This window comes from Actinomadura keratinilytica (assembly GCF_039539665.1).
Taxonomy (GTDB): Bacteria; Actinomycetota; Actinomycetes; order Streptosporangiales; family Streptosporangiaceae; genus Spirillospora; species Spirillospora keratinilytica.
Genome location: NZ_BAABDO010000022.1, coordinates 24,723 through 36,372 on the forward strand (window position 1 = coordinate 24,723; position 11,650 = coordinate 36,372).

Below are 11,650 nucleotides of genomic sequence, written 5' to 3' on the forward strand. Positions count from 1 at the left end.
CGCGACGGTCAGGAGAAGGCATGGGGCGGCTGCAGAACCCGATCGACGAGGACGCTCCGGAACCGATGCGCGCTCTGGCGCAACGGCTGCGGAATGTGGCGAAGGCGGCGGGCTACAGCGGGGTGCGGGATCTCGCGGCCGCCGGCGGGCTCGGCCGCGGCACCGTCTCCGACGCCCTGAGCGGGAGCAGGGCACCGAGCTGGCAGACCGTCCGCCGGATCCTGCAGGCGTGCGACGTGCAACCCGACACCGGGTGGAAGGCGGCTCAGGAGGCGGCGAAGAACGCCGAGGCGCAGTGGAAGCAGGCCGCGCGCCGCACCGGCCCGCCGCCGGAGTCCGCCGAGACCGGCGATCCGCGCCCGGCCGGGCCGGGGGACTGGTCGTTGCGGCCGCCGTTCGGTGAGCTGCCCGTCCACGTGCGCGGCCGCGACGACCTCTTGGCGGCACTGCGGGACCGGCTGGCCGCCCCGGCCCGGCGCATCCAGGTCCTGCACGGCCTCGGCGGCGCGGGGAAGACGACGGTCGCGCTCCGCCTGGCGCAGCACGCGTGGGAGCTCGGCCACGACGTCTTCTGGGTGTCGGCCGTCGACCGCGACCACCTGATCACCGGGATGCAGGAGGTCGCCCGGCAGGTCGGCGCGGACGACGAGGACATCGAGGACGCCTGGGCGGGGCGCGCCAGCGCGATGGACCTGGTGTGGCGTCATCTGGACGCCGCCGACCGGCCCTGGCTGCTCGTCATCGACAACGCCGACGAACCCGCCTGGCTCGCCGCCGACAGCGGCCTGCCGGGAGACGGCACCGGGTGGGCGCGGCCCAGCGGCAGGGGGCTCACCGTGGTCACCAGCAGGGTCGGCACCGCCGAGGTCTGGGGCGGCGAGGCCGAATGCCATCCGGTGGGCGTGCTCGACACCGACGCCGGCGCGGACGTGCTCATCGACCTGGCCGGTCACGCCGGTGCGCGCGAGGAGGCGCGGACGCTGGCCGAACGTCTCGGCGGCCTGCCGCTCGCCCTCACCCTGGCGGGCTCCTACATCGCCCGCGCCGGCCGCGGGGCGGGGCTGCTGCGGCACCGCAGGGAGGGCCGGTCGCGGGTGCGCACCTTCACCGCCTACACCGAGGCGCTCGGCGACATCGGCACCGAGCTGCTGGACGCGGGCGTCCGCGGTGACCTGTCGGCGGACGGCCGTGCGGAGATCCTGCACCGCCGGCTCGTCGGCCGCACCTGGGAACTGACCCTCGACCTGCTCGACACGCAGGGCCTTCCGGAGGCGCGGGCGCTGATGCGGCTGCTGTCGTGCTTCGCGCCCGCCCCCTTCCCCGTGGACCTCATCGACCCCGAGGTCGCCGCCCGGCACGGGCTGCTGCCGGACCCGCCGAGCATCGACCGCATCGACCTGGCCCTGGAGGCGCTGGTCGATCTCAGCCTGCTCGATGTGGTGGAGAACACGCCGTCTGCCGAGGGGGACGCCGAGCCCGTGCCGTGCCTGGTGGCGCACCGGCTCGTTTTGGAGACCAACGCCCACTGGGTGCGCGCGGACGCCGACCAGAGCGCGGTCTGGGAGGCGGCCGTCGAGTTGCTGGAAGCGGGCTGCACCTCCGCTCCGGAACAGCCGGCGAACCACGCGTGGTGGCGGCTGCTGGCCCCGCACATCCAGGCCGTCGTCGGCGCTCTTCCGCCCGGGCATGCGCGGTTGCCGGCACGAGCGCTGTCCCTCGGCCTGAAGGCGTTCTCCTACCTGTGGTTCCGCCGGAGGTTCGACGAGGCGGAGCGGTTCGTGGACGTGCTGCACCGGCGAGCCGGGGAGCTGGACGCGTCGCATCCTGTCAGGTTGTCGATCCGGCACCGGTACGCACTGGCCCGTCTGGACGGCCAGGAGGCGATGGCCGAGTACGCCGATGTTCTGCAGGCCCAACGGCGCGTCCTCGGGCCGGAAGACCCCGAGACTTTGATCACTCACCACCAGTGGGCGGTCTCCCTTCAGAACGCGGGACGCCTGGCCGAGGCCGAGCGGGAGCTCGGCGACGTCCTGGCCAAGCGCAGGCGCGTCCTGGGCCCGTCCGATCCCTATACCGCCGTGACCTACGTGGCGCTGGCCGAGCTGATGCGCGAGCGCGGTCACTCGGAGGAGGCCGACCGGTACTACCAGGAGATGCTCCGGCATTCGGGAGGCGATCACGTCTTCCTGGGCCTGGAGGAGCGGCATCAGCTGGCGCACGCCCTGGACGAAGCGGGACGCTACACCGAGGCCGAGCAGGAATACCGCTCGATCCTGAGCGATCTGGAGGAGCACGACCGGGCGGACACCACCTTGTACCGCGCGATGAGGCGCTGCCTGGCGCGCAATCTGGTCCAGCAGGACCGTGCCGACGACGCCACGGCCGAGTACGACGCGTGCGTCGCCCTGTTCGCCGAAGCCTGCGGCGACGACGATCCCAAGACCCTCGACGTGCGTCACGAACGCGGGGACATGCTCCGGCGTTTCGGACGGCACGAGGCCGCGGAGGCCGAGATCCGGACGGTCCTGGAGATCCGCCGGCGGACCGAACGGTCGGAGGACTCGGTCGTCCTGCAGGAGCGGCACTGCCTGGCGCACACCCTCAGCAGTCAGGACAGATTCGACGAGGCCGCGGCGGAGATGCGGCCGGTCGTCCAGGCGTACGAGGAGATCCTCGGGCCCGAGGAGAAGACCACGCGCCAAGCGAAGTACTGCCTCGCAGGCACGTTGCAGGACGCCGAGCGGTGGGCCGAGGCCGAGGAGTGCTATCTGGCGGTGCTCGCCGCAGAGACGGCGGTGCTGGGAGCCGACCATGGAGACACGCTCATCACCCGCCTGAGGCTGGCCGAGGTGCGGCTGGCGAGCGGAGCGATCGATACGCAGACGGCCTTCGCCGAGTACGACGAGATCATGCCGAAGCTCGTGGAGGCGCGGGGAGAGGACGACGAGTGGCTGCAGGACGTCCGCGGCACCTGGGAGGCGCGGCGGCCGCAGTCCTAGCGTTCCGCGTCCGAGGTCCCGGGCACCGGCCGTGTCTTGTCACGGGCACGTGACTGAACTAATGTCTGGACACATGTCCAGCGAGTTGGCGACCGAGCCCACCCGGCGGCGGCTCACCGAGCGGCAGGCCGACACCGTGCGGCGGCTGACCGACGCGGCCGTCGCCGAGCTGCGCGACCACGGGTACGACGGGCTGACCGTGCGGAACGTGGCCCGCCGCGCCGGGGTGGCGCCGGCCACCGCCTACACCTACTTCACGTCCAAGAACCACCTCATCACCGAGGTGTTCTGGCGGCGGCTGAGCGCGCTGCCGCCCGTCGAACGGGGGACGGGCCCGGCGCGCGAGCGGGTGGCGGCGGTGCTGCGCGAGGTGGCGCTGCTGGTGTCCGACGAGCCGGAGCTCGCGGCGGCGTGCACGGCGGCGATGCTCGGCGGCGACCCCGACGTGCGCGAGCTGCGGCAGCGCATCGGCCTGCGGATCCGCGAGCGCCTGCGGACGGCGCTCGGCGACGACGCCGACCCCCGGGCGCTGGGCGCGCTCGAGATCGCCTACGCCGGTGCGCTGGTGCACGCCGGCATGGGACACACCTCCTACGCCCGCATGGCCGACCGGCTGACGGAGATAGCGGAGCTGATACTGCCCGAGTGAGGTGACGGCTGTGGAGCCCCTGCGGGATCCCCCCGCCTACAGCCCGTTCGACTACGCCGTCCACGAGGACCCCTACCCGACGTACGCGCGCCTCAGGGAGGAGGCGCCGCTCTACCGCAACGACGAGCTCGGCTTCTGGGCGCTGTCGCGGCACGCCGACGTGGCGGCGGCGTTCCGCGACCACGTCACGTTCTCCAGCGCCAACGGAGTCTCGCTGGAGCCCAGCGCGTGGGGCCCGCAGGCGCACCGGACGATGTCGTTCCTCGCGCTCGACCCGCCCCGGCACACGCGCATGCGCGCCCTGGTCTCCAAGGGCTTCACCCCCCGCAGGGTGCGCGAACTCGAAGGCCGCATCAGGGAGCTGACCAGAAGGCACCTCGAACCCGCCCTGGCGGCACGCGAGTTCGACTTCGTCGCCGACTTCGCCGGCCTGCTGCCCATGGACGTCATCTCGGAGATGATGGGCGTCCCCGAGGCCGACCGCGCCGAGGTGCGGCGCCTGGCCGACACGGTGGTGCACCGCGAGGAGGGCCTGAACGACGTCCCGCCCGCCGGGATGGAGGCCGCGCTGGAGCTCGTCGGCTACTACGAGGGCATGCTGGCCGAACGGCGCCGCCGCCGCACCGGCGACCTCACCTCGGCGCTGCTGGACGCGCAGATCGACGGCGACCGCCTCGACGACCGCGAGATCATCGCGTTCCTGTTCCTGATGGTCGTCGCGGGCAACGAGACGACCACCAAGCTGCTGGCCAACGCCGTGTACTGGGCGTGGCGCAACCCCGCCGAGCTGGCCAAGCCGTTCGGCGACCCGGCCCGCGTGCCCGAGTGGGTCGAGGAGACCCTGCGCTACGACACCTCCAGCCAGATGCTGGCGCGCACGGTGACGCGCGACACGGTCTGGCACGGCCGGCGCGTGCCCGCCGGCGACCGGATGCTGCTGCTGGTCGGGTCGGCCAACCGCGACCCCCGCGTGTTTCCCGACCCGGACGCCTACCGCATCGGCCGCGACACCTCGCAGCTGGTCAGCTTCGGCGGCGGGCGGCACTACTGCCTGGGCGCCAATCTGGCCCGGCTGGAGGCCCGCGTCGCGCTGACCGAGCTGGTGCGCCGCGTCCGCGGCTACGAGGTCGACGAGGCGCGCGCCGAACGCGTCCACTCGGTGAACGTGCGCGGGTTCGCCTCGCTGCCCGTCCGCGTGGAGGTGGGGTAGGTGCCGAGGTTCGATCCGCATCCCGAGCGGCGTCCCGCCGTGGTCGGCGGCGCGTCGTCCGGCATCGGCGCCGCCACCGCGACGGCGCTGGCGAAGGCCGGGCACCCGGTGGCGCTGGGCGCCCGCCGCGTCGCAAAGTGCGAGGAGCTGGCCGCCGCGATCCGCGCCGAGGGCGGGGAGGCGTTCGCGCACCGCCTCGACGTCGCCGACCCCGGCTCGGTGCAGGAGTTCGCCGCGGCCGCCGCCGACGCGCTCGGCCCGATCGAGGTGGTGGTGTCCGGCGCCGGCGAGCTGTCCGCCGCACGCGTCCACGACCTGGACTCCGAGACGTTCCTGGCGCAGCTGCAGGTGCTGCTGGTCGGGGCGCACCGGCTGGTGTCGCACCTGGTGCCGGACATGGTGCGGCGGCGCCGCGGCGACGTGGTGTTCATCTCCTCGGACGTGGTGCGGTCGCCGCGCACGCGCATGGGCGCCTACGTCGCCGCCAAGAACGGCGTCGAGGGCATGGCCCGGGCGCTGCAGATGGAACTGGAGGGCACGGGCGTGCGGGCGTCGATCGTGCGGCCCGGCCCCACCGCGACCGCCATGGGCATGGACTGGGACGCCCGCACCACCGGCGAGGTGCTGGAGGAGTGGGTGAAGTGGGGCCACGCCCGGCATCCGTACTTCCTGCGCCCGTCCGACGTCGCGGCCGCCGTGACGGCGGTGGTGTCCACGCCGCGCGGCGCGCATCTGTCCCTGGTGGAGGTGCAACCCGAAGCGCCCCTGGAGGAGTCGCCATGACCACCGCCCTGCTCGACGTGCCCTTCGTCTCCGGCGGTCCCGACCACCTGGACGAACTGCGCACCGACCCCATCGCGCTGATGCGCCGCGTCCGCGCCGAGTGCGGCGGCGTCGGCGCGTTCCGCATCGGCGGGCGCACGGTGGTGCTGCTGTCGGGCGCCGAGGCCAACGAGTTCTTCTTCCGCGCCCCCGACGAGGAACTCGACCAGGCCGAGGCGTACCCGTTCATGACCCCGATCTTCGGGGAGGGCGTGGTGTTCGACGCCACGCCCGAGCAGCGCCGCGAGGCCCTGCACAACCAGGCGCTCAAGGGCGCCCACCTCAAGGGGCACGCCGCGACCATCGCCGCCGAGGTGGACCGCATGGTGGCCGACTGGGGCGAGGAGGGCGAGATCGACCTGCTCGGCTGGTTCGCCGAGCTGACCATCTACACCTCGTCGGCCTGCCTGATCGGCCGCAAGTTCCGGCAGAGCCTGGACCGGCGGTTCGCCGAGCTGTACCACGACCTGGAGCGCGGCACCGACGCGATCGCCTACGTCGACCCGTACGCGCCGATCGACGGCTTCCGGCGGCGCGACCGGGCCCGGGCGGAGCTGGTGCGGCTGGTCCGGCAGATCATGGACGCGCGGCCCCCGGACCCGCCGCGCGAGGACCGCGACCTGCTCGACGTGCTGATGTCCATCCGCGCCGCCGACGGCACGCCCCGGTTCGACGCCGACCAGATCACCGGCATGTTCATCTCGATGATGTTCGCCGGGCACCACACCTCGTCCGGCACCGCCGCCTGGACGCTCATCGAGCTGCTGCGCCACCCGGACGTGCTGGCCGGGGTCGTGGCGGAGCTGGACGACCTGTACGCCGACGGGCGCGAGGTCGGCTTCCAGGCGCTGCGCGCCATCCCGCGCCTGGAGGCGGCCATCAAGGAGACGCTGCGGCTGCACCCGCCGCTGATCCTGCTGCTCCGGGTGGCCAAGTCCGAGCAGCGGGTGCTCGGCCACCGCGTCCCGGCGGGCACGTTGGTCGGGTGCAGCCTGGCGGTGTCCAACCGCATCCCCGAGGACTTCCCCGACCCGGACGCCTTCCGCCCCGAACGCTATGCCGCGCCGCGCGAGGAGGACCTGGTCAACCGGTGGACGTGGGTGCCGTTCGGGGCGGGACGGCACCGCTGCGTCGGCGCCAACTTCGCGATGATGCAGCTGAAGGCGATCTTCTCGGTGCTGCTGCGGGACTGGGAGTTCGAATTGGCCCAGCCGCCGGACAGTTACCGCAACGACCACTCCACGATGGTGGTGCAGCTCGCGCGGCCGTGCACCGTCCGCTACCGCCGCAGGCGGCCGGGGGCGGCGCGATGAGGATCGAGGCCGACCTGGACCTGTGCCAGGGGCACGCCATGTGCGAGCTGGAGGCGCCCGACGTCTTCGAGGTGCCCCGCAAGGGGAAGGTGCGCGTCACCGACCCCGAACCTTCCGAGGACCTGCGCGAGGAGGTCGCCGCCGCCGTCCGCTACTGCCCCGCGCAGGCGCTCAAGCTCATCGACTGACCACCGGAGGTGCCGGATGCCCGCGTTCCCGCGCGAGGAGCTCGAAGACATGGTGGAGCACTGGCTGGAGGCCAACCGGCGGTGCGAGCGGCTGGGCGACTGGCGGCCGCTGGCCGACCTGTACACCGAGGACGCCACCTACGGCTGGAACATCGGGCCGAACCAGGACTTCATGGCCGTGGGCCGCGAGGAGATCCGCGAACTGGCGCTCGGCTCGGAGATGGGCGGGCTGGACGGCTGGCGCTACCCGTACCAGAGCATCCTCATCGACGACCGCAGGGGCGAGGTCGTCGGGTTCTGGAAGCAGGTCGCCGACGCCCGCCGCCCCGACGGCACCCCCTACGAGGTGGCGGGCATCGGCGGAAGCTGGTTCCGGTACGCCGGCGGGCGGCGGTGGGCGTGGCAGCGCGACTGGTTCGACCTCGGCAACGTCACCGCGGTGTTCGTGGAAATGATGAAGGCCGACGTGCTGTCGGACGGGATGCGGCGGCGGCTGGAACGCGCCGCGTCCGGCGGGCCCGTCCCCGGCTGCTACCCCCGCGGCGAAAGCCCCGTGCCGCTGTGGGGCGGGTGACCGCGGCGGGGCGGGCCCGCCTAGATCTGGCCCTCGGGCTTCTCGGGGATGGTGGCGGTGATCGCCGAGCCGAGCTCGATGAGGACGTCGCCCGGCGGCGCGTACTTGGCGGGCACGGTCACCTCGACGTACGCCTGGCGGGCCACGGCGGTGAACGTGACGGGCCGGTCGGCGGGCACGCCGAACCAGTCCACCCCGTTGATGGTCATCAGCTGGGAGTCCGGCCGCAGCCCGGCCGGGCGTGGCACGCCGCAGCGCAGCGCGATCGCGGGCGAGCCCCACGCGGCGGTCAGCGGCGACTCCGGGTCGGTGTCGCGGCGCTGCTGCCCGCGCACCTTCTCCGGCAGCCGCAGCCCCGCGCACAGCCGGGCCGTCGCGGTGTCCGGCGTGGGAACGGGCACCTGGACGGCCCCGGCGCCGCATCCGGACAGCAGCAGGGCGGCGGGCAGGAGCGCCAGGGCGGCGCCCCGGGCCCGCACCGCGCGGCGGACGCCGGGCGGCGGCATGCGGGGGACGGGAGGGCGCACGGTCGGGTCGGAGCCTCAGATGTGCACGATCGGGCAGGTCAGCGTGCGGGTGATGCCCTCGACCGCCTGGATCTGGGCCACCACCAGCTTGCCGAGGTCGTCGACGTTGCCGGACTCGGCGCGGACGATCACGTCGTACGGGCCGGTCACGTCCTCGGCCTGGACGACGCCCGGGATGTCGGCGATCTGCCGGGCGACCTCGGCCGCCTTGCCCACTTCGGTCTGGATGAGGATGTAGGCGCGCACCATGTCGTCCTCCCCGGGCGAAGAGTGTGTCGTCGGACGGTCACCGTATCGTGATACCCGCTGTGACGGCGCCTTGGGGGCGATGTCCATTTTTCGGGGGGCGTATGACCACGATCGGTGACTTGGGGGAGTTCGGGCTGATCGCCCGGCTGACCGGGGGGCTGCCGCTCGGGCCCGACGTGGCGCTCGGCCCCGGCGACGACGCGGCCGTGGTCGCCGCGCCGGACGGGCGTGTCGTGGCCACCTGCGACCTGCTCGTCGAAGACCGGCACTTCCGCCGCGACTGGTCGTCCCCCTACGACATCGGGCGCAAGGCCGCGGCGCAGAACCTCGCCGACGTGGCCGCCATGGGCGCCCGTCCCACCGCGCTGCTGGTCGGGCTGGCCGCGCCCGCCGCCACCGACGCCGCCTGGGCGCAGCGCCTGTACGCGGGGCTGGCCGACGAGTGCGCCGAGGCCGGGGCGTCGGTGGCCGGCGGCGACGTGGTGGCGGCCCCGGCGGTCACCCTCGCGATCACGGCGCTGGGCGACCTGGGCGGGCGGCCGCCGCTCACCCGGTCCGGGGCGCGCCCCGGCGACCTGGTGGCGGTGCGGGGGCGGCTCGGCTTCTCCTCGGCGGGCCTGGAGGCGCTGCGGCGCGGCGAACGCGAGCCCGCGGAGCTGGTCGAGGCGCACCGGCGGCCCCGTCCCCCCTACGAGGCGGCCGAGGAGGCGCGCGCGGCCGGCGCCACCGCGCTGCTGGACGTCAGCGACGGTCTGCTGCAGGATCTCGGTCACATCGCCGACGCCTCCGGCGTGCGCGTCGAGATCGACTCCGCGGCCGTCCCGGTGCCGGCGGTGCTCGGCCCCGACGGGCTGCGGCACGCGCTCACCGGCGGCGAGGACCACGCCTTCGCCGGCACCTTCCCGCCCGCCGCGAAACCGCCTTCGACCTGGGCGGTCATCGGCCGCGTCGCCGAGGGGACGGGCGTCGTGGTGGACGGCCGCCCCTACGGGCCCGGCGGCTGGGACCACTTCCGCGGCTGACCCCGGCGGGCTCCGCCGACGAGCCGATGCCCCCGGCCCGCGGGGCGGCGCGTCTTTCACCGTCTGGTGGGCACATTTGAGGCTGGTTTGGTATACATCCTCTGATCGAAGAGGGATGGGATGGGACGACACACCAAGCCGAACCGGCCCGCCGACGAGGGCGACGCGACCGGCGCCGATCCGCCGGAGAACGGCCGCCGGTGGACCAGGCTCATCGGCCTCGTCCCCCTTCCGCTCTTCCCGATGCTGGCGCTGGTGGTCGCGGTCGGCGTGGTCGCCTACGCGTTCAGCACCCAGCAGATCTCCCTGAACTTCGCCGGCGGCGCCCCCTCCGAGCCGCACACCGGCAACAGCCAGGTGTCCGAACGCGGGCAGGGCGACCGCGCCAGCCGGGGCGCCGAACGCGCCGACGGCCTGGTGGTCGCCTTCCGGGTCGCCTCCCGCACCGAGACCGGCTACCGCGCCACCGCCACCGTCACCAACCGCGGCTCCAAGCCGGTGGCCAAGTGGGCCCTCGCCTTCAGGATCAGGAACTCCCGGATCGTGTCGTTCTCCGGCGCCACCGTCGTGCGCACCGGCACGACCGGCTTCGTGCGCAGCCGCCCCGGCGCCCCGGCGCTGGCCCCCGGCCAGTCCGTCCGCGTGGTGTTCGTCGGCACCGGCACCCCGCGCGGCCCCTACTACTGCATTCTGAACCGCCTGCGCTGCACCCGGGTCTGACCGGCCCGCCGCGCGGATCATCCCGGCGGTGAAACCGCCTAAAGTGGGCGGCATGACGCACAACTCCCCAGGCGACAAGGCACCGCCGCTCGTGCTCACCGTGGCGGGCTCCGACTCCGGCGGCGGCGCCGGCATCCAGGCCGACCTGAAGACGATGCTCGCGCTCGGCACCCACGGGATGAGCGTCATCGCGGCGGTGACCGCGCAGAACTCCCTGGGCGTGCAGGGCTACTGGGAGCTGCCGCCCGAGGCGGTCCGCGCCCAGCTCGACTCGGTGCTGTCCGACATCGGCGCCGACGCGGTCAAGACCGGCATGCTGGCGTCCTCGGCGCTGGTGGAGACCGTCGCCGAGGTGCTCGCCGGGGTGGACGCCCCCGTCGTGGTCGACCCGGTCGGCGTGTCCAAGCACGGCGACCCGCTGCTGGCCCCCGACGCCGTCGACGCCGTCCGCGGCGCGCTGCTGCCCGTCGCCACCGTCGTCACCCCCAACCTGTGGGAGGTCGAGCAGCTCACCGGCGTGAAGGTGGTGGACGAGACGGGGATGCGCGAGGCCGCCGAGGCGGTCAAGGCGCTCGGCCCCCGCTGGGTGCTGATCAAGGGCGGCCACCTGCCCGGCGAACCCGCCGACCTGCTGTTCGACGGCGAGCGCGAGTACCGCTTCACCGCACCCCGCCACGACAACCGCCACACCCACGGCACCGGCTGCACCCTGGCGTCCGCGATCGCCTCCTACCTGGCGCGCGGCGAGGACGTCCACGACGCCGTGGCCAAGGCCAAGGAGTACGTCACCGGCGCCATCGCCGCCGGCTTCCCCCTGGGGTCGGGCATCGGCCCGGTCGACCACGGCTGGCGGCTCCGCGACTCCGCCTGACCCGCCCGCGCGGACAGCAAAAAGTCGGCTCGCCGGAGACCCGGTGAGCCGACTCGCGGATATTCCAGAGGGACGCCCCTGGGAGACGGGACGGGCGCGACTGCGACGCCGGGCAGGCCCCGGCGAGCGGCCCCCGCCGCCCCGGTCCGTCTCAGACGGAGGGCTTGACGACCTTGCCCGCCTTGATGCAGGACGTGCAGGCGTTGATCCGCTTGGTGCTGCCGTTCACGACGGCGCGCACGCGCTGGATGTTGGGGTTCCAGCGGCGCGGGGTGCGGCGGTGCGAGTGGGAGACGCGCATGCCGAAACCGGGTCCCTTGCCGCAGACGTCGCAGACGGAAGCCACGGGAAACTCCAAGTGGTGTCGATGCTGTGCGATGGAGCGACCGGTGTCTCAACCGGACGGACCGGCGCTCGCCGATGGCACCCCGGACGAGGCGCACGGACCAGGGTAGCCGACCCGGTGTCGGGGAGGCGAATCGGCCGCGCCCCCACCCCGGGCGCGG

13 protein-coding genes are annotated in these 11,650 nt (G+C 73.9%); 10 read left to right on the forward strand and 3 right to left on the reverse strand.

The window, feature by feature from the left end; translation table 11 throughout:
• The first annotated feature begins 20 nt into the window (after positions 1-20).
• The 7 genes from ABD879_RS10405 (at position 21) to ABD879_RS10435 (ending at position 7,755) form a co-directional block, all read left to right on the forward strand.
• Positions 21-2,999, forward strand: a complete 2,979-nt coding sequence (locus ABD879_RS10405) for a tetratricopeptide repeat protein (protein ID WP_345019885.1) — start codon at positions 21-23, stop codon at positions 2,997-2,999.
• Positions 3,000-3,072: 73 nt separating this feature from the next.
• A complete protein-coding gene (locus ABD879_RS10410; RefSeq protein ID WP_345019887.1) occupies positions 3,073-3,648 on the forward strand; it encodes a TetR/AcrR family transcriptional regulator in 576 nt (191 codons plus the stop codon).
• A gap of 10 nt (positions 3,649-3,658) precedes the next feature.
• Positions 3,659-4,858: a cytochrome P450 gene (locus tag ABD879_RS10415; protein ID WP_345019888.1), complete on the forward strand. Its 1,200-nt coding sequence runs from the start codon at positions 3,659-3,661 to the stop codon at positions 4,856-4,858.
• Positions 4,859-5,641 carry an SDR family oxidoreductase gene (locus ABD879_RS10420; protein WP_345019890.1) on the forward strand — a complete coding sequence of 261 codons (783 nt, stop codon included), beginning with the start codon at positions 4,859-4,861 and terminating at the stop codon, positions 5,639-5,641.
• On the forward strand, positions 5,638-6,993 hold the full coding sequence (locus tag ABD879_RS10425) for a cytochrome P450 (protein WP_345019892.1): 1,356 nt from the start codon (positions 5,638-5,640) through the stop codon (positions 6,991-6,993). The genes ABD879_RS10420 and ABD879_RS10425 overlap by 4 nt, the downstream gene beginning before the upstream one ends.
• The gene (locus tag ABD879_RS10430; protein WP_345019894.1) at positions 6,990-7,181 is read left to right on the forward strand and encodes a ferredoxin; all 192 of its coding nucleotides are present in this window, start codon (positions 6,990-6,992) and stop codon (positions 7,179-7,181) included. The genes ABD879_RS10425 and ABD879_RS10430 overlap by 4 nt, the downstream gene beginning before the upstream one ends.
• A gap of 16 nt (positions 7,182-7,197) precedes the next feature.
• Positions 7,198-7,755, forward strand: coding sequence for a nuclear transport factor 2-like protein (locus ABD879_RS10435; RefSeq protein ID WP_345019897.1), 558 nt, complete (start codon positions 7,198-7,200; stop codon positions 7,753-7,755).
• Between the two features lie 20 nt (positions 7,756-7,775).
• Here ABD879_RS10435 and ABD879_RS10440 read toward each other — a convergent pair whose 3' ends face one another.
• Both ABD879_RS10440 and ABD879_RS10445 read right to left on the reverse strand, forming a co-directional pair.
• Positions 7,776-8,261: a DUF3515 domain-containing protein gene (locus ABD879_RS10440; RefSeq protein WP_345019899.1), complete on the reverse strand. Its 486-nt coding sequence runs from the start codon at positions 8,259-8,261 to the stop codon at positions 7,776-7,778.
• 36 nt (positions 8,262-8,297) lie between these two features.
• Entirely contained in the window at positions 8,298-8,531 is a 234-nt protein-coding gene (locus ABD879_RS10445; protein ID WP_285493286.1) for an Lrp/AsnC family transcriptional regulator, read from the reverse strand.
• Between the two features lie 101 nt (positions 8,532-8,632).
• Here ABD879_RS10445 and ABD879_RS10450 point away from each other — a divergent pair, with 101 nt between their 5' ends.
• From ABD879_RS10450 to thiD, 3 genes are all read left to right on the forward strand, one after another.
• Positions 8,633-9,553, forward strand: coding sequence for a thiamine-phosphate kinase (locus ABD879_RS10450; RefSeq protein WP_345019902.1), 921 nt, complete (start codon positions 8,633-8,635; stop codon positions 9,551-9,553).
• A gap of 120 nt (positions 9,554-9,673) precedes the next feature.
• Positions 9,674-10,273 (forward strand): cellulose binding domain-containing protein, encoded by a 600-nt coding sequence (locus ABD879_RS10455; protein WP_345019904.1) that lies wholly within the window; start codon positions 9,674-9,676, stop codon positions 10,271-10,273.
• 52 nt (positions 10,274-10,325) lie between these two features.
• Entirely contained in the window at positions 10,326-11,144 is an 819-nt protein-coding gene (thiD, locus tag ABD879_RS10460; protein ID WP_345019906.1) for a bifunctional hydroxymethylpyrimidine kinase/phosphomethylpyrimidine kinase, read from the forward strand.
• Positions 11,145-11,295: 151 nt separating this feature from the next.
• On the opposite strand, the gene rpmB is transcribed toward thiD, so the two are convergent.
• The gene (gene rpmB / locus ABD879_RS10465; RefSeq protein ID WP_067916462.1) at positions 11,296-11,490 is read right to left on the reverse strand and encodes a 50S ribosomal protein L28; all 195 of its coding nucleotides are present in this window, start codon (positions 11,488-11,490) and stop codon (positions 11,296-11,298) included.
• Positions 11,491-11,650: the final 160 nt, after the last annotated feature.

Excerpts from the sequence above, each read along its gene's own strand:
- ABD879_RS10450 (WP_345019902.1), top strand. The coding sequence starts at position 8,633 with ATGACCACGATCGGTGACTTGGGGGAGTTCGGGCTGATCGCCCGGCTG.
- ABD879_RS10440 (WP_345019899.1), bottom strand. The coding sequence starts at position 8,261 with ATGCCGCCGCCCGGCGTCCGCCGCGCGGTGCGGGCCCGGGGCGCCGCC.
- ABD879_RS10445 (WP_285493286.1), bottom strand. The coding sequence starts at position 8,531 with ATGGTGCGCGCCTACATCCTCATCCAGACCGAAGTGGGCAAGGCGGCC.
- ABD879_RS10425 (WP_345019892.1), top strand. The coding sequence starts at position 5,638 with ATGACCACCGCCCTGCTCGACGTGCCCTTCGTCTCCGGCGGTCCCGAC.
- ABD879_RS10455 (WP_345019904.1), top strand. The coding sequence starts at position 9,674 with ATGGGACGACACACCAAGCCGAACCGGCCCGCCGACGAGGGCGACGCG.
- ABD879_RS10435 (WP_345019897.1), top strand. The coding sequence starts at position 7,198 with ATGCCCGCGTTCCCGCGCGAGGAGCTCGAAGACATGGTGGAGCACTGG.
- ABD879_RS10410 (WP_345019887.1), top strand. The coding sequence starts at position 3,073 with ATGTCCAGCGAGTTGGCGACCGAGCCCACCCGGCGGCGGCTCACCGAG.
- thiD (WP_345019906.1), top strand. The coding sequence starts at position 10,326 with ATGACGCACAACTCCCCAGGCGACAAGGCACCGCCGCTCGTGCTCACC.
- ABD879_RS10405 (WP_345019885.1), top strand. The coding sequence starts at position 21 with ATGGGGCGGCTGCAGAACCCGATCGACGAGGACGCTCCGGAACCGATG.
- ABD879_RS10430 (WP_345019894.1), top strand. The coding sequence starts at position 6,990 with ATGAGGATCGAGGCCGACCTGGACCTGTGCCAGGGGCACGCCATGTGC.